This is a genomic window from Kamptonema sp. PCC 6506 (assembly GCF_000180455.1).
Taxonomy (GTDB): domain Bacteria; phylum Cyanobacteriota; class Cyanobacteriia; order Cyanobacteriales; family Microcoleaceae; genus Kamptonema; species Kamptonema formosum.
On the sequence record NZ_CACA01000315.1, the window covers coordinates 20,427 to 35,329 of the forward strand.

At 43.6% G+C, this 14,903-nt stretch carries 18 protein-coding genes; 15 read left to right on the forward strand and 3 right to left on the reverse strand.

The annotated features are described in order from the left end of the window. Window positions 1-15: 15 nt before the first annotated feature. The 8 genes from OSCI_RS20000 to OSCI_RS20035 all read left to right on the forward strand — a co-directional run bounded on the left by OSCI_RS20000 (window position 16) and on the right by OSCI_RS20035 (window position 3,761). On the forward strand, window positions 16-342 hold the full coding sequence (locus OSCI_RS20000; RefSeq protein WP_234708781.1) for a CCE_0567 family metalloprotein: 327 nt from the start codon (window positions 16-18) through the stop codon (window positions 340-342). Continuing rightward, window positions 339-656 carry a nitrogenase-stabilizing/protective protein NifW gene (nifW, locus tag OSCI_RS20005; RefSeq protein WP_007356933.1) on the forward strand — a complete coding sequence of 106 codons (318 nt, stop codon included), beginning with the start codon at window positions 339-341 and terminating at the stop codon, window positions 654-656. Before OSCI_RS20000 ends, nifW begins: the two co-directional genes overlap by 4 nt. A gap of 11 nt (window positions 657-667) precedes the next feature. After that, a complete protein-coding gene (locus OSCI_RS20010) occupies window positions 668-1,540 on the forward strand; it encodes a HesA/MoeB/ThiF family protein (RefSeq protein WP_007356934.1) in 873 nt (290 codons plus the stop codon). Window positions 1,541-1,650: 110 nt separating this feature from the next. Further along, window positions 1,651-2,022 (forward strand): HesB/IscA family protein, encoded by a 372-nt coding sequence (locus OSCI_RS20015; RefSeq protein ID WP_007356935.1) that lies wholly within the window; start codon window positions 1,651-1,653, stop codon window positions 2,020-2,022. A gap of 43 nt (window positions 2,023-2,065) precedes the next feature. Beyond that, complete coding sequence (locus tag OSCI_RS20020; RefSeq protein ID WP_007356936.1) at window positions 2,066-2,365, forward strand: 2Fe-2S iron-sulfur cluster-binding protein; 300 nt, start codon at window positions 2,066-2,068, stop codon at window positions 2,363-2,365. Window positions 2,366-2,532: 167 nt separating this feature from the next. Next, complete coding sequence (gene fdxB, locus OSCI_RS20025) at window positions 2,533-2,829, forward strand: ferredoxin III, nif-specific (RefSeq protein ID WP_007356937.1); 297 nt, start codon at window positions 2,533-2,535, stop codon at window positions 2,827-2,829. A gap of 16 nt (window positions 2,830-2,845) precedes the next feature. After that, window positions 2,846-3,487, forward strand: coding sequence for a class I SAM-dependent methyltransferase (locus tag OSCI_RS20030; RefSeq protein WP_019487109.1), 642 nt, complete (start codon window positions 2,846-2,848; stop codon window positions 3,485-3,487). A gap of 7 nt (window positions 3,488-3,494) precedes the next feature. Then, window positions 3,495-3,761 (forward strand): hypothetical protein, encoded by a 267-nt coding sequence (locus tag OSCI_RS20035; protein WP_007356939.1) that lies wholly within the window; start codon window positions 3,495-3,497, stop codon window positions 3,759-3,761. A 246-nt stretch (window positions 3,762-4,007) separates the two neighbouring features. On the opposite strand, the gene OSCI_RS20040 is transcribed toward OSCI_RS20035, so the two are convergent. Next, window positions 4,008-4,217, reverse strand: a complete 210-nt coding sequence (locus OSCI_RS20040; RefSeq protein ID WP_007356940.1) for a TOBE domain-containing protein — start codon at window positions 4,215-4,217, stop codon at window positions 4,008-4,010. A 753-nt stretch (window positions 4,218-4,970) separates the two neighbouring features. Between OSCI_RS20040 and OSCI_RS20045 the strand changes: the two genes are divergently transcribed. The 5 genes from OSCI_RS20045 (at window position 4,971) to OSCI_RS20065 (ending at window position 10,269) form a co-directional block, all read left to right on the forward strand. Continuing rightward, window positions 4,971-7,376, forward strand: a complete 2,406-nt coding sequence (locus OSCI_RS20045; protein ID WP_007356941.1) for an EF-hand domain-containing protein — start codon at window positions 4,971-4,973, stop codon at window positions 7,374-7,376. A 409-nt stretch (window positions 7,377-7,785) separates the two neighbouring features. Next, window positions 7,786-8,046, forward strand: coding sequence for a ParB N-terminal domain-containing protein (locus tag OSCI_RS20050; protein WP_007356942.1), 261 nt, complete (start codon window positions 7,786-7,788; stop codon window positions 8,044-8,046). A 96-nt stretch (window positions 8,047-8,142) separates the two neighbouring features. Further along, window positions 8,143-8,706: a DNA starvation/stationary phase protection protein Dps gene (gene dps, locus OSCI_RS20055; RefSeq protein WP_007356943.1), complete on the forward strand. Its 564-nt coding sequence runs from the start codon at window positions 8,143-8,145 to the stop codon at window positions 8,704-8,706. A gap of 425 nt (window positions 8,707-9,131) precedes the next feature. Continuing rightward, on the forward strand, window positions 9,132-9,788 hold the full coding sequence (gene grpE, locus OSCI_RS20060; protein ID WP_007356944.1) for a nucleotide exchange factor GrpE: 657 nt from the start codon (window positions 9,132-9,134) through the stop codon (window positions 9,786-9,788). 154 nt (window positions 9,789-9,942) lie between these two features. After that, window positions 9,943-10,269 (forward strand): STAS domain-containing protein, encoded by a 327-nt coding sequence (locus OSCI_RS20065; protein WP_007356945.1) that lies wholly within the window; start codon window positions 9,943-9,945, stop codon window positions 10,267-10,269. A 56-nt stretch (window positions 10,270-10,325) separates the two neighbouring features. Here OSCI_RS20065 and OSCI_RS20070 read toward each other — a convergent pair whose 3' ends face one another. Beyond that, window positions 10,326-11,459 carry a PP2C family protein-serine/threonine phosphatase gene (locus tag OSCI_RS20070; protein WP_007356946.1) on the reverse strand — a complete coding sequence of 378 codons (1,134 nt, stop codon included), beginning with the start codon at window positions 11,457-11,459 and terminating at the stop codon, window positions 10,326-10,328. A gap of 190 nt (window positions 11,460-11,649) precedes the next feature. Between OSCI_RS20070 and OSCI_RS20075 the strand changes: the two genes are divergently transcribed. Then, complete coding sequence (locus tag OSCI_RS20075) at window positions 11,650-12,114, forward strand: ATP-binding protein (RefSeq protein WP_007356947.1); 465 nt, start codon at window positions 11,650-11,652, stop codon at window positions 12,112-12,114. Window positions 12,115-12,169: 55 nt separating this feature from the next. Here the strand turns inward: OSCI_RS20075 and OSCI_RS20080 are convergent, their stop codons facing one another. Continuing rightward, entirely contained in the window at window positions 12,170-12,931 is a 762-nt protein-coding gene (locus OSCI_RS20080; protein WP_007356948.1) for a DUF1350 family protein, read from the reverse strand. A 1,050-nt stretch (window positions 12,932-13,981) separates the two neighbouring features. Here OSCI_RS20080 and OSCI_RS20085 point away from each other — a divergent pair. Further along, entirely contained in the window at window positions 13,982-14,794 is an 813-nt protein-coding gene (locus OSCI_RS20085) for a PEP-CTERM sorting domain-containing protein (protein ID WP_007356950.1), read from the forward strand. Window positions 14,795-14,903 lie beyond the last annotated feature (109 nt).

The window sequence follows — 14,903 nt, forward strand, 5'->3', positions numbered from 1 at the left end:
CTTCGTAATTCAAAAATGGTTCAATCATGCTTCCAAGCTTACGAACCATTTTTGCCAAAAACGAAGCAGAACAAATCAAAAAGAACAGTTCCCCATCAGCAAAAATCTATGGTTCAAGCCGAAATCACCACCCTAGTAAATCCCAGTCCTGACGAGCTAAAAACTCAAATTAAACGCCTAAACAGTAAGGCCGGACAAATGAAGATGGATCTTCATGACTTAGCAGAAGGATTGCCAGCAAATTACGAACATCTAATGGATTTGGCAGCCGAAACCTATGAAATCTATCGTCAGTTAAACGACTTGAAACAACAGCTAAAGACACAGGAAGAAGGCAAATGAGCGGAACTCTATCTGAATTCAAACAACTCCTAGATGCCGAAGATTATTTTAAGTTCTTCGAGCTTGCCTACGATCCTAAAATTGTGAATGTTAATCGCTTGCATATTTTACAGAAATTCGCTCAACTTGTAGGCGAAATAGATGCAGCTTTTACAGGCACAAATGAAGAGGAGAAGTTAACCCAGTATCGAGTTGCACTCCTAACGGCTTACGAAGTGTTTTTAAATTCTACATCTCTCGACCAAAAACTGTTCAAGGTGTTTAATCAGAAGCCAGGAAATGTAGTTCTACTAACAGAAATAGACACTGATTGAGGAGAACTGTCATGTTACATCTCACACCTACTGAGTTAGAACGCTACCGTCGCCAAATTATGCTTCCTGGTTTTGGGGAAGAGGCTCAAAAACGATTGAAGTCATCAACAGTATTGGTGACAGGTGTCGGTGGATTAGGTGGCACTGCTGCACTTTATTTAGCAGTAGCAGGAGTTGGGCGATTAATCCTAGTTCGAGGTGGAGAATTGCGCCTTGATGACATGAATCGCCAGATTTTGATGACTGACGATTGGGTAGGTAAGCCTAGAGTATTTAAAGCCAAAGAAACACTAGAGGAAATCAATCCTGATGTCCAAGTAGATGCAATTTTTGAGTATGTTACACCCGAAAATGTAGATACTTTGGTACAAGCTGCCGATATTGTCCTCGACTGCGCTCATAACTTCATTGAACGCGACTTGTTAAATGCTGCCTGCGTGCAATGGGATAAGCCAATGGTAGAAGCAGCCATGAACGACATGGAGGCATATTTAACCACAATTGTACCGGGCGAAACTCCTTGTTTATCTTGCATTTTTCCCGAAAAACCTGATTGGGATAAGCGCGGTTTTGGCGTAATCGGTGCAGTATCTGGAACTCTAGCTTGTCTGACAGCACTAGAGGCAATTAAGCTACTGGCAGGAATTGGCAAACCGTTACTTTCTCAATTGTTAACGATGGATTTAGGCAGTTTGGAATTTGCGAAACGTCGTCCTTATCACGATCCAAATTGTCCAGTTTGTAGCCACAAGAGTAGAGACAAATTGGAAAGCAAGTTGAATCAAAAATTCCCAACTCCAAATCCTTCTAGGTCGAGTGCAACCAAACGGGAAAAACCGGGTATTCCTCTCCCCCAAAATTCCTTGCCAATCGCTATTTCGTAGATGTTCTCTGCATCTAATTTCTGAAGTTAATCTCTACTTCCTCAGAATTAAAACTGGGTAAAATTTACCCGATTAGCTATTAACCCTTACCAAATCTCTTAGGAGTCTTTATGACAGTTACATTAACAGAAGTGGCCGAATTGCGGCTTCGCGCCTTTCTACAAGGTTCTAGCAAAGCTGAAAATCAGGCACAACGGGGAGTTCGATTTTCCATTGTGGATGGAGGCTGTAGCGGTTATCAATATTCTTTGGATATTATCAACGAACCAAAGCCAGATGATGTGCTGGAACAACAGGGGAAAATCCGAGTATATATTGACAAGGAAAGCGCACCTTTATTGGAAGGTGTTGTAGTTGATTACGTTGAAGGTTTAACTCAAAGTGGCTTTAAGTTTTTAAACCCTAATGCTACTGATACCTGCGGCTGCGGTCAATCTTTCCAAGCAGGAAATTGTACTCCTACAGGTGTGCCTTGTAGCTAACCTTTCGCTGATTTTTTCTTTTTCGATTTCAAGGAATTGACAAATGGCAACTTATAATGTGCGGCTGATCAACAAGAAGCGAGAAATTGATGTTACTATCCCTGTTGAGGATGATAAATACATTCTGACAGCGGCAGAAGAACATGATATAGAGTTACCTTTTTCCTGTAGTTCTGGTTCTTGTTCTAGCTGTGTTGGTAAACTAATGGAAGGCAAAGTCGATCAATCAGAGCAGGTGTTTTTAGAGGACGAACAAATAGAAAAAGGATTTGTTCTTCTCTGCGTAGCTTATCCCCGTTCTGATTGTACGATTCGTACTCACCAAGAAGCTTATCTGGTCTAATTTATCTCTGGTCGATTTAGTCTGTTGGGCGCATCAGTTGCGGGATTGCTAGTAAGCAATTGGTGCAACCGACAAGTATTCGCACCGAGAATAGAGCAGATGTTTAAACAGAGTAAATTCAATCCCAAATCTCAACTTGATTAGACTATTGAAGGAGACACTTAACCATGACGACATTAACCGGTTTGACTTTTGGCGGTACTACCTGGACACCCCAATTTGTGGAAGAAATTAACCAAGATAAATGTATTGGCTGTGGCAGATGTTTTAAAGCTTGTGGTCGCAATGTATTACAGCTAAGAGCCCTGAATGAAGATGGAGAATTTGTTGAAAATGAGGAAGAGGATGAGATTGAACGGAAAGTGATGAGTATTATTCATCCCGAATACTGTATTGGCTGTGAAGCTTGTTCGCGAGTTTGCCCCAAAAATTGTTACACTCACAGTTCGCTCGTCCAAGCTTAAATCACTGCTAATACTGATGGAAGAGGGAGAAAAAAGTCAAGTTTTTGACCGAGATTGGACTGCTTATTATCAAGCAGTTGCGGGTCGCTCTCCACGCCCAACTTTACTAACAGCTTTAGCCAGATTTGAAACAGAGCAATCTTTTAATTCAAATCCTTTTGCTATAGACCTTGGTTGTGGGGATGGGCGAGATACGATAGAGTTGCTGAAACGCGGGTGGCGGGTATTAGCAATTGACGGTCAAGTAGATGCAATTACTCGTTTACGTAACCGTTTAGATGTTGATTTTAAACTTCTAGAAACCCGAGTTGAGCGTTTTGAATTAGTTACTCTACCGGATTCAGTAGATTTGGTTAATGCTAGTTTTTCTCTCCCTTTTTGCCCCCCGGCTAATTTCTCTGAACTGTGGGAAAAAATAGCCACTTGTTTGAGGGAAGGAGGGCGTTTTTCTGGACATTTCTTTGGTGAACGAGACTCATGGGCAGATCGTAGTTATATGACTCATGTTACTCGTAAACAATTGACAGATTTGCTACAAAATTGCTGGAAGATTGAGGTATTTGAGGAAGAAGAGCATTTAGGAACAACCCCTTTGGGGGAGGAGAGATACTGGCATATTTTTCATATTGTAGCACGTAAACATCTCGAAAAATTTTAGGTAAATTATGACAGCACAACGCGAAGAGCTTTACATGAATTTGATTGATAAACTGTTACATTGTCCCAATGGCAAAGAACCAGAGGTATTAGATAGTCATCAAGATTTGATTGATGCTGGTTTAATACAAGCTATGGCAAAAGTAGCGGCATACTTTGCTCACCATGATAATCCAGACGCATCTAAGTTCTTAATTCATGTTGCCCGTGAATTGTCAAAACAGTTAGGATTATATACCGAACCTAATCAAGTTGCCCCCACTGAAAATATCTGAATATTTCCCGTGTTTTTAGACCGGGAATCTCAAAAATTTACACATAAACCAGAGTTGAAACACTTTTAGCAATCTGGTTTATGTGTAAATTATAGGTATGTAAATTATAAGTATGTAAATTATACAGGACTTATGCACCTAACCAAAGAAACCGGGTTTTTTGACGAAAATACTTCGTTGTTACCCACCGATGATCTCAAAAACCCGGTTTCTGGAGCCATGAGCGTAAGTCCTATTATATAGGTATTAATCAACAGCAATAATTAAATCTGATGCCTTAATTACTGCGTAAGCTTCTTTGCCTTCTACTATTTCTAGATTGGCAGCAGATGCTTTTGTGATAATGGCAACTACTTCAAGTTCAGGAGCAATTTCTAGCGTTACTTCAGCATTAACTGCTCCCACCAATACTTGTTTTACTTTAGCTTTGAGAACGTTACGAGCGCTAATTTTCATTTTTCGAGCTTACCTGGTATTTTCATTAATATTGTATCACCCAAATCTATATTCCAATTGTAATTAAATTTACATTTGAAGGTGTTGTTTCTACAAGTTGAGCCTGAAGTTTTTGTTTGTTTATAAATATTGTTTGCAATAACATTTATTTACTTCAAATAAATGCTTAATAAATAACTTTAAAAACAGAGGCAGTAAAATTTAGTTGAATAATCCACATTAAATTGTCACAAATATTTTCCCGATTACTCCTACCTTGTATCGTTGCAATACTGCCATAATTAGTCAAACAGTCAAACACTAATCAAACAATTCATTATTGACTTGTTTAAAGCCATATTCACTCAACTTTATTAAGCTATAAAGTTGAGAAACTACTACTTGAATCTTACTTTCCAGATTCGTCATAATATACCATTAGCATTTCATAAAAAATTTTTTCAGAGTTGAATTTTGAGAATCATCGACCATTGCTGTTATTGTGAGAACTAAGTAGATTAGCGGGAAAATACATTAAGTATGTCATTCCGAGTGAAACGTTGACGTAGCCTGCCCGTTAGGGCTTAGCAATCCCAACGGCGAGGATAGCTTTACATTCTGTTACATACCAAGATTGCTCTGCACCTATCTACTTAACTAGAACCAAACTTACACATTAATGTGTCAAACTCAGATCACCCGAACTCTTCTTAAAATGGGTTTAAGGAATATCTCTGGGTAAGTCCTACATCAAATACTTTGGAGAACAGAATTATGACACCTGTAGAAGTTGAAAAAACACCAATGACTGAGCAAGAAGTAGAAAAGCTGTGGGAAGCATTTAAAATGTTTGATGCGGACGGTAGCGGTGCTATTTCAGCAGAAGAACTGGGTCAAGTGATGCGATCCTTGGGACAGAGCCCCAGCGAGACAGAACTGCGGGACATGATTAAAGAAGTAGATGTTGACCTGTCGGGAAGTATCGATTTTGAAGAATTTAAAGCGTTAATTGTCTCCCAACAAGGCGATCGCACCAGCCGCCTAAAACTAGCATTCAGCGTCTTTGATGAGGACGGCAGCGGTCAAATCACCGTCAACGAGCTGCGTAGTGTGATGAGTCAGTTTGGGCTGACAGATAAAGAACTTAATGAGATAGTACAAGAAGTCGATCATGATGGCGATGCCTCCATTGACTTTGAAGAGTTCTGTAAACTGGTGCCCGAAGAGTCCGAGATCGCTACAGGTTATCAAGACTCACCCATTCCCCCCACCACTTCACCTCAGCCAACTGCAACTGATGGGAGTACAACAGCCACCGAAAGCACACCCACGATCGCCAACGAGGTAGAACCCAGCACCACACCCACACCACAGGAAACACTCAGCGAAATAGATGCAGAGGTAGCAAGACTCACAGAACTACTCGCCAAACACCCACAGAACGAGACAAAGCGCGGTACATCGCGCTTACAGATGCAAATTGGTCTATTTCGCCTAATCCAGGGAGCCGCCTATCGCTGCTTCCGCGAGAGTTTCTCCGCCAACCACGAAACTCACCTGCGCGTCAGAAATCTACCCTACAGAATCACTGATTTCGTGCGGTTTGTGAAGACTGCGATCGCGCTTTACAAAGGATTAGGGATCGTCGAACCAGCTTGCAACCCCTTACTGGATGCAGTGGTAGAATCAATTACTAATGAGTATGCTCGACTAGAAGACCGGATTAAGAATTGGAAAGCGATCGAAAAAACCCCAGAAATGTTGGCAGAACAAAAAGCCATGTTAGAGGCGCGGGGTAAATCTGCCACTGTCAAAGAAAAGTTTGCCGCCGGAGTTGAGTTTGCCATCACCATCAAGAAAAAACGTCTCAACTTGCGCGATGTTGCTGAAGGTGTACTTGCCATCAATGAGCTCAACCGACTCAGGAAGATGGAACTCAATCAAGAGATTGCTCCAGAAGTAGAGCAATCAGCCGGAGATCCCAAAGATTACCTCAAAAAGTGGAACCGAGTCCTCCTCTCTGATGCCTCCGAACAAGTCGATGGTGCAATGATGCCAGTAGCTTATTGGTATGAGGAATTTATGCCAAAACTGTTGGCTGCTTTCAGCGTTAATACCGTCGCCGATATCCAAAGTAATACCGTTCCTGACGAAGCAGCTTTGGACAAGTGGTATCAATCTACTAAGGAGTCAGGAGAATTTAACGTTTATGGTGCCGATGTTGCAGACGGCTTTTCCAAATGCACTCCCCAACAAAAACTAATGCTTAAACAAGCTTGGCGACTCACTCACAACTACTTAAATGGGGTGCAAAAACGGCGGGAACGTCAGGAATTTGGACGCGACTCTGGCGCACTTTCCCATTATGTATCATTCATTGATATATCCCTGGGCCGCAGCGATATTAAGGATGCTCAGATGCGCGTCAGTTTTCCATACTATATCGGGCCAGCGGTTTGGCGTTTCTTCCACACCAGTGCGGAAATTGTATCTACTAAAACGCCTGAGAAACAAAAAGCCTTGATAGCCGTTTTCAAGGAGTTTTTTCAACTGTTTGCCACGATGTATCCCTGTCCCTACTGTCGCCATCATCTCAATGCCTATGTTGTGCAGAATAAGGAAGTGGAAATGTACCCTGTGGAGTACCTCGTACTCGGCCGCGACGTGAATCTTACTGACTTTAAGGTATCCCTAGAAGCAAAGCTTTCTACTGTGGTTGATGGCCCTTCTCTGCGCTTATTTTTCTGGAAGTTACACAACACTGTGTCTTCATCTATTGCTCGTTCGGAAGAGTGGTATCACAAGGATGAAAAAGCTTTTTACACTACTCGCTATTGGCCGAGTCTTGACTCGGAGTTAGCGCGTGCCAAAGCACTCAAACATATCAGCATTTCAACCGATCGCATCTATGGTCTTTATGGGATGCTGAAGCCTGCATCGCGGCTTTCGGCTGTGAGAACTACATTGCAAAAGCTTTTGGAAAAAGGCGATATCGAAGGGATTAAGGCGGCCTGTACGATCGCAGAAGATTATATTAAGGATTTGGAGGAGGCTGCGATCGGCGGAAATTTCCTACAAGATACATATTACTTCGATCCTGACCTGGTTGATAAAGCTCCACACTTTACTCCTGATGAAGAACAATTTGCCCGCAGTGGTGTGTTTGTGGAGGTTGTTTAACCCTCAGTAAATTCAATCCTCAATAATTTACTCAAAGGTATGTAGTTGCGCTTTAGCGCAGACAGCGCAACTATAGCTAGGGGCTAGGGGCTAGGGAAGAAGCGAAAGAAGGGAAAGAGAATAAAAGTAACAACTTCGTCGTCAACACTCAGCCGAACGGTTCGAGGATTTAGAATGCCCTAATGGTCTTGACGGTTGCTATAGCAACCTTCTTAGTAGTTAAGACCTTCTGAGTTCCACCAAACTAGCTGATTCTCTTCCCTTCTTCCCTAGCCTCTTCTTCCTTCTTCCCTAGCCCCTAGCCCCTAGCCTCTAGCCCCTCTTCCCCTGTCATAGTTCCCTGACATTTGACTTGCAACTCGAAGTCGTTATGAGTATGATTTAAAAAGAAGCAAAAAATAGAGCCGCAATGAGGATAGAAGAAATACCTATCAAACAGATTCGCCGCCCCCTGCCGCGAGTCAACGACCAAACCAAAGTAGCCGCGCTCATGGAATCCATCCGCGAGGTAGGATTAAAAGAGCCAATCGACGTGCTAGAAGTAGATGGCAAGTATTATGGCTTCTCAGGTTGCCACAGATATGAAGCTTGCGATCGCCTCGGCCTCGAAACCATCCGCTGCAAAGTCCGCCGAGCCCCCCGTTCCGTTTTGCAGATGCACCTAGCCTAAGAGGTTAGCTGAAGCCAGCTCATCCTTTTAGCAGATGCTTCTGTCACCAGTTTTTTCTAAAATTTCTCTAATTACAATTAACTTGAGGCAAACATAATGAGTAAGAACAACCACAAACAAGCTCTTTACCCAACTCGTATCGATCTGTCCGCAGAAACGCGCACTAAACTTGTTGGGATTCTTAACGACACTTTGGCAAACACCCTCGACTTAAAAACTCAAGTCAAGCAAGCCCACTGGAACGTCAAAGGCTTAGATTTTTACCAGTTACACTTGCTCTTTGACGAAATGGCAGGAGAATTAGAAGAGTACGTCGATATGTTTGCCGAAAGGATCACAGCTTTGGGCGGGTTGGCTTTGGGAACAGCCCGCATCGCCGCCGCAGAATCGAGCTTGCCAGAGTACCCCTTCGATATCCTTGATGGTAAATCCCATATTACCGCCTTAGCCGATCGCTATGCTCCCTATGGTAAGTTGTTGCGGGATGCGATCGATAAGACAGGAGAATGGGGCGATGCTGACACTGCTGACTTATACACCGAAGTCTCGCGGGCGATCGATAAGCGGCTGTGGTTCTTGGAAGCCCACCTGCAACCCTCAGAGATTGCTTCAGAAGATGAGGAAGTGGCTGGGAAAAAAGAAAAAGTCAAGCACAAGTAGAATTGGTTAACGGTTAACTATTAACAGTTAACTGTTAACCGTTAGTTGTTTGCTTACTGAGTTAGACATTATAGAGTGGTGCGGACATCTTGCCCGCGATTCTCTAGGATAGCGGGCAAGATGCCCGCACCACAAACTACAGCACTTTCAAGGTAAGTGAGGTACAGAGAAACCGGGTTTCTTGAATAAAACCGATTTCTGGCGATAAATAAGCGAAGAAACCCGGTTTCTGGGGTGTACTTCATAAACCTGGAATCCGCTCTATATAATTCTGATGTACTCGGAATTGACACTCTCAGGTCTAAAGACACTGAGATTCTTGAAGAGCCCAGATTATGAATAAAATTTTAACCAATTACCAATTACCAATTTCCAATTTCCAATTTCCAATTTCCAATTTCCCAAAGACTTAGAAGGGATAATGCGTGACAGTTAAAATTTCAGATTACACCCTCGAATTGCAACGCCTGATGCAACAGGCGGGGTTTTCTAGTTTGAGAGCGTTGAGTCAGGCAAGTGGCGTTTCTGAACTGGATTTGATCCGCTTGCGGCGGGGGTTAGCTTTGCAGACGCGAGCAGATACGCTAGTAAAAATTAGTCAAGCTTTGGAAATTTCTATAACAGAGTTATTGGCAACTTTTGCTCCTGGGTCTGTAGAATTGCCCCAGGAGTCAGGATCGGCAGCAATAGCACAGGAATACGATCGCCTGCAAACTCAGATGCAGCAGCAGCGAGAAACTTTAATACAGGAATTTCAGCAACAAACATTGCAAATCTTGGAATCTTGGATGCTGCAATGGCCAACTGCGGCAAGTAAAGCTCAGGAAAATCCCGACTTATCAGCAGTGAAATTGCTGCCATTACTACGGCCAATCGAACAGCTATTGCAGGAATGGGGAGTAGAGGCGATCGCCACAGTCGGAACATCCATTCCCTATGACCCCCAATTTCACCAGCTAATGGAAGGAACCGCTCAGCCAGGGGAAACAGTCAAAGTGCGCTACACTGGCTATCGGCAAGGAGACAAACTTCTCCACCGCGCCAAAGTCAGCCCCATTACTTCCAAAGTTCTCGAAACTTGATAGAATTATGGCTGTCTGACCAACCTTTAATCATCAAGCTTTTTGTGGATCGTCCTAAAAAAGGTTGTTATTAAGAATCCTCGCGTCTTTAGACTGGGGAGTGTCAAACTAAAGTAATCTGGCTACTGATAATCGGATATAGCACGTGGAAAATATGAGTCCTGTAGTTAAAATTATTCAACCCTCCGGCATTTTAGACGGTACAAAGGCAAGTCAATTCCGCCAAGAGATTAGCGATCTAGTGGAATCTGGGGCAGATGTGGTATTAATAGACTTCCAAGATGTGACATTTATGGATAGTTCTGGCTTAGGCGCTTTAGTCCTGGCGCTGAAAACTGTACGCGCCGCCGGCAGCCAACTGGTAGTCTGTTCTATCAACGAGCAAATCAGAATCTTGTTTGAACTCACTAGCATGGATCGAGTTTTCGAGATATTTCCCAGCCGCGACGCTTTTAATACCAAGATTCTCTCCAGCAGCTAAACTTTTTAGGCGATCGCCGCTTGCAAATTTCTCCAAAATGTGCTAGAGGAGATAAGTTAGCCAAAGTTGACTTTGAGTAAAGACCAATCATCATCAAAAGCAGCTTTGGCGTTTAAATTTTGAACGTAGTTAAAAACTCGGTCAAGATCGTCAGCATTTCTGTTGTGAGGAGTAGTAATTAGGTCAATAAAAGCATCAAGCCCCCAGATATTGCCATCAGGTTGATGAATCTCGTAAACCCCATCACTGAAGATATACAGCGTACTCAACTCATCTACATAGCAGGAATTATCGAGATATTCAGCATCTGGGAACATCCCAACTGGCATTCCGGGAGTTTTTAGGCGTTTGGCTTTGGGGATACCTCCATCTGTGGATACCAAGACGGCGGGGGGATGGCCGGCACTGGCATATACTAGCTGGCGCTGAGGTCGGTTGTAAACACCGTACCACATTGTAAAATACTTGTCATTTTGATAACTCATCTGAAAAGTAGTATTGAGCGATCGCAGCACCTCGCTAGGTTGGTAGTAGTTAATATTGGGAATAGCTCGCGATCGCAGCAAATTTAGAACTGCCACAGAGGGAAGCGCCGCCCTCAAACCATGTCCAGCCACATCCAGCAAGTAAATCGCCAAATAATCAGAGTCCAGCCAAGTATAGTCAAAGCAATCTCCACCCAACTGCCTCGAAGGGATAAACTTCGCCTCCACGCTCACAGGTTCCGTCAAAGGATCTGGGAGTAGCGATCGCACATACTCAGCCGCCTCAGCTAACTCAGCCTCCAGTAACCCCTTAGCAATTTGTAAATCTCGGCTGAGCTGGTGTAGGCGCAGCCCCGCCCGCACTCTGGCTTGCAACTCATTGAGTTCAATCGGCTTAGAGATAAAATCATCCGCGCCAGCATCAAGACCCTTAACGCGATCGGCTACCGATCCCAGCGAAGTCAACAAAAAGAATTGAGTAGTTGACAAATCTGGATTTGCCTTAACTCGGCGGCACACCTCTATTCCCGTCAGACGCGGCATAATCCAGTCGCAAATGATCAGAGCTGGGCGCAACTGTTGAGCCTGTGTAATACCGTCTTCGCCATTGCTCGCTACCGTAACCTCATAACCCTGTTTTTTCAGGGTTCTTCTCAGCAGCTCTTGAACGGCAGTATCGTCGTCAATAACCAGAATTTGAAACATGGGGGCTCAGGTAGTACAAGTTTTTCAAGGTCTGGGGGTAGTCAATCAATAATCTTCACTCAGCACGCTTGCCACAATTGAGTATAGTCTAATAAGATAGCAGTCGAGCTAAATGCTAGGCGAGTCAACAGTCGCGCTCAATTTAGACTTAGACTTGATTTAAAATACGGCATAACTTTAGTGGCTTAGCGTGGTTGAATTAAAAAGTTCTGACAAGTCGCCAGTACCGGGGAAAGCCCACATTCAAGTCAATCCAGATCTGAAGGAATTAGACCCTGTTTTGTCTTGGTTTGCCCAATTGCATCAGCCGCCAATTCCCACCAGTATTTGGCTCAGGTGTCAATTAGCCCTAGCTGAGGGTTTTACCAATGCGGTTCGCTATGCCCACAAAGGCAAACCGGACATTCCTATTGACATTGAGGTAGCCCTGTTTCCCGAACGCTTAGAGATTAGAATCTGGGATTACGGCCCATCCTTTGATTTAGAACAGAAAATCAAGGAACTATCCGACGATCGAGTGGATACGTTTTCTGGTGGCGGCCGAGGCGTAAAATTGATGAAGGACATAGCCGATCGTCTGAGTTATACCGCTACTGCCGATAACCGGAACTGTCTATTAATCGTCAAAGGTTATTCCCCCCAAATTGAAGCATGAATGGTTGGCAGGTTGGGGGGTTCAGTCAAATAATTGAGAAGGAAACAACCCTGCTCTAGGAAAGGGGATTGAGCCAACGTAGGATTTCCCGTTTTAACTGATTCAGTTCCCGGTAGACTTGTTGTTTCACCCACTGACCAATAGCATCTAGGGGGGTAAAAACTTGACCAACAGGCCAGCTTACATCTTGACCCAAGGGCGTTTGGTGGTTGCCGGCCATTGTCTGTAACGCAACCATACCGGGAAAACGGGGTTGGAGTATCTTTGCTAATATTATGCTCTGGTCGAGATTGTCATCGGCAAATTTCACTAGGAGGTTACGCCGAATTTGATAGTGTTCTTGGACTATACGATTAGTTTCTTGGGGGGAAGGAGTAAACTCAACGTTAAAGACGGGGGATATTTGCTCTACGATCGGGATTGCGTCGCGGGCTGCATAGTTGTTAAAAGAAATCAAGATATTACCCGCCCGTTCTACGTCAAATAGACTGCCGATGAGTAGGTGTAACTTGCAACCCATGCTGTGTCCGATGCCGTAGATGGGGAAGTATGCCTTGCGTAAGGTTTTAGTAGCGTACAAGCGATCGAGGGCGTTTTCAAATTTGTTGAGGACATCGCGGGCGATCGCAACATGATCTAAAGTATTCACAAATGGTGTAGCAACCACAATATATCCTTGTCCTGCCAATTCCTCTAATAGCCACCGATAGGTCAATTGCGGTGCTGTGGCTACAAAAGCCCCCCCTAGAAAATGTACGATCGCGCTAGGTCGCGGTGGAATTAATACCCAGTTCCCAGAAATTTCTTGCCAGTCCATAAATTAATATCTTAAAACTATAGCTAAAGGTAGAAGGCAGAAAGCCGTTTTTGAGTGTACCCAAATCATGGTATTAGTGATACAGCAACCGCTAAGACCCTTATGGGCTCTGAATTACTCAAACCGTTACTTTTATTCTATTTTCCTCCTTCTCTTACCCTTCTTACCGGAGCATCGTAGCCCCTAGCCTAAGCGCCCCTTTTTACCCTAGCGACGATAATAATTACCTATGATGCCCTTAAGTATATGTCAGAACTTCAGGCTGAAGGTAAAATTAGGCACTTAGCTTTGATAGGACTTAACGGTTTAAGAGGGGCTAGGGGCTAGGGGCTAGGGGCTAGGGAAGACGGAAGAAGGGTTTAGAATCAGGGTTTTAAATTTAGAATGTCTTAACTGCCTTGGCAACTGCTATATCAGAAAAATATTGGGGGCAACCCGAATCAAATACGGGAATGTTGAACGCTACCAGCTTAAAAAAATATAAAAAAATGCTGGATGCTTATGGGAATTGGAGTTGATTTCAAAAGTTACTGAGTGTACTTAAAAATATGCCGATAAGCACAATGTTAGTATCTCTAATATGTCAGTTCGATACATTCTAGATCGAACAAAGGATGGGCGATAGGGAAGATCGAGGAAATGGAGAAATAGGGAGTATGCGGGAGATGGGAAAGGTGCTAGGAGTGTAGCCTTCTGGATACAGATCGCATCGCCCCAGATCGCCCCAGCACCTTGTAGCGAGCGTTAATTCAACAAATATCTAGGAACTGGGGTTACGTAGCTGAAGTTACGGTGTATCAATTTAAAAAAGCCCTTAGTTGAAAATACTGACTAATATAAATTTATGATGAAGTTGCATAAAACTTACTAGACAAGATGAGGGGAATAAGAGATATTATACTTAAGAAGCGAAAATTTACATAATATAGTCTAAATTAACAGACTGATAACAGACTTAATGGCTCTTAAGCCAAGTTAAGAGCTTCTTTATAAGAACTATCAGGGGTTTTATAAGCGTAGTAATTCAACACTTAGAAAAGGGAATCAGCCATGAAATTAATTCGGAAAGCAACTCTAACAACAGGATTGTTGATAGCCGCAGCTACATTTGGAACGGCTGCCCCTGCTCAAGCGTTCTCTCTCTACTTTGGTGAAGATTTGGGACAGGGAGAGCAAGTGCGCCTAAATGCCACTCCCAACGCTAATAGAGCCAGAGATGAGTTCCTCTCTAACCTCATAGGAGTAGGAACTGAAAACTTTGAGCGTTACTCAGTGGAAACGGAGGCTCCTCTGTCCATCAGTTTCGGCAGTGCTGGAACCGCCACTCTCCTTGGCAATGGTTTTATCGATAGTGTTAACGGAAATACTACTAATGGAGTGGGACGCTATCCAATTTCTGGTAATAAATACTGGGAGGCTAGCAATCTATTCGGGATTACCTTCTCAAAGGCAGTAGCTGCTTTCGGCTTTTACGGGGTTGATATTGGTGATTTTGAGGGACAACTAACGTTAACGCTGTTGAACACTCTTACCAATTTCCAGCAGACAGTCACGGTTCCCCATACGATGCAGGGATTAGGCGGTGGAGTGCTCTATTTTGGTTTGATTGCTGAATCGGATGAACTGTTTGACCGAATTATGTTTGGCAATACTGCACCAGGAGTAGATTATTTTAGTTTTGACAACATGACGGTGGGTAGCCTCGAACAAGTTGTGCCAACGGAAACGGTTCCTGATGGAGGCCTTGGTCAAGGATCGTCGCAACCAGTACCCGAACCCTTGAGTATGGCGGGGATGATCTTGGGAGGGGCGATGCTTGCTGGTACTCGGAAGTTGCGCCAAACGGCAAAAAGTGGTGACTAACAAAGGCTGAAATGGCATTGAGCAGTAAAATCCGATCGTCTTTATCCCTTGCTAAGGAACTTTTTCCTTAAAGTTAGGAAATCCCTGGGCGTTGCAGTTGGTAACTTGC

Excerpts from the sequence above, each read along its gene's own strand:
- OSCI_RS20000 (WP_234708781.1), top strand. The coding sequence starts at position 16 with ATGGTTCAATCATGCTTCCAAGCTTACGAACCATTTTTGCCAAAAACG.
- nifW (WP_007356933.1), top strand. The coding sequence starts at position 339 with ATGAGCGGAACTCTATCTGAATTCAAACAACTCCTAGATGCCGAAGAT.
- OSCI_RS20010 (WP_007356934.1), top strand. The coding sequence starts at position 668 with ATGTTACATCTCACACCTACTGAGTTAGAACGCTACCGTCGCCAAATT.
- OSCI_RS20015 (WP_007356935.1), top strand. The coding sequence starts at position 1,651 with ATGACAGTTACATTAACAGAAGTGGCCGAATTGCGGCTTCGCGCCTTT.
- OSCI_RS20020 (WP_007356936.1), top strand. The coding sequence starts at position 2,066 with ATGGCAACTTATAATGTGCGGCTGATCAACAAGAAGCGAGAAATTGAT.
- fdxB (WP_007356937.1), top strand. The coding sequence starts at position 2,533 with ATGACGACATTAACCGGTTTGACTTTTGGCGGTACTACCTGGACACCC.
- OSCI_RS20030 (WP_019487109.1), top strand. The coding sequence starts at position 2,846 with ATGGAAGAGGGAGAAAAAAGTCAAGTTTTTGACCGAGATTGGACTGCT.
- OSCI_RS20035 (WP_007356939.1), top strand. The coding sequence starts at position 3,495 with ATGACAGCACAACGCGAAGAGCTTTACATGAATTTGATTGATAAACTG.
- OSCI_RS20040 (WP_007356940.1), bottom strand. The coding sequence starts at position 4,217 with ATGAAAATTAGCGCTCGTAACGTTCTCAAAGCTAAAGTAAAACAAGTA.
- OSCI_RS20045 (WP_007356941.1), top strand. The coding sequence starts at position 4,971 with ATGACACCTGTAGAAGTTGAAAAAACACCAATGACTGAGCAAGAAGTA.
- OSCI_RS20050 (WP_007356942.1), top strand. The coding sequence starts at position 7,786 with ATGAGGATAGAAGAAATACCTATCAAACAGATTCGCCGCCCCCTGCCG.
- dps (WP_007356943.1), top strand. The coding sequence starts at position 8,143 with ATGAGTAAGAACAACCACAAACAAGCTCTTTACCCAACTCGTATCGAT.
- OSCI_RS20065 (WP_007356945.1), top strand. The coding sequence starts at position 9,943 with ATGAGTCCTGTAGTTAAAATTATTCAACCCTCCGGCATTTTAGACGGT.
- OSCI_RS20070 (WP_007356946.1), bottom strand. The coding sequence starts at position 11,459 with ATGTTTCAAATTCTGGTTATTGACGACGATACTGCCGTTCAAGAGCTG.
- OSCI_RS20080 (WP_007356948.1), bottom strand. The coding sequence starts at position 12,931 with ATGGACTGGCAAGAAATTTCTGGGAACTGGGTATTAATTCCACCGCGA.
- OSCI_RS20085 (WP_007356950.1), top strand. The coding sequence starts at position 13,982 with ATGAAATTAATTCGGAAAGCAACTCTAACAACAGGATTGTTGATAGCC.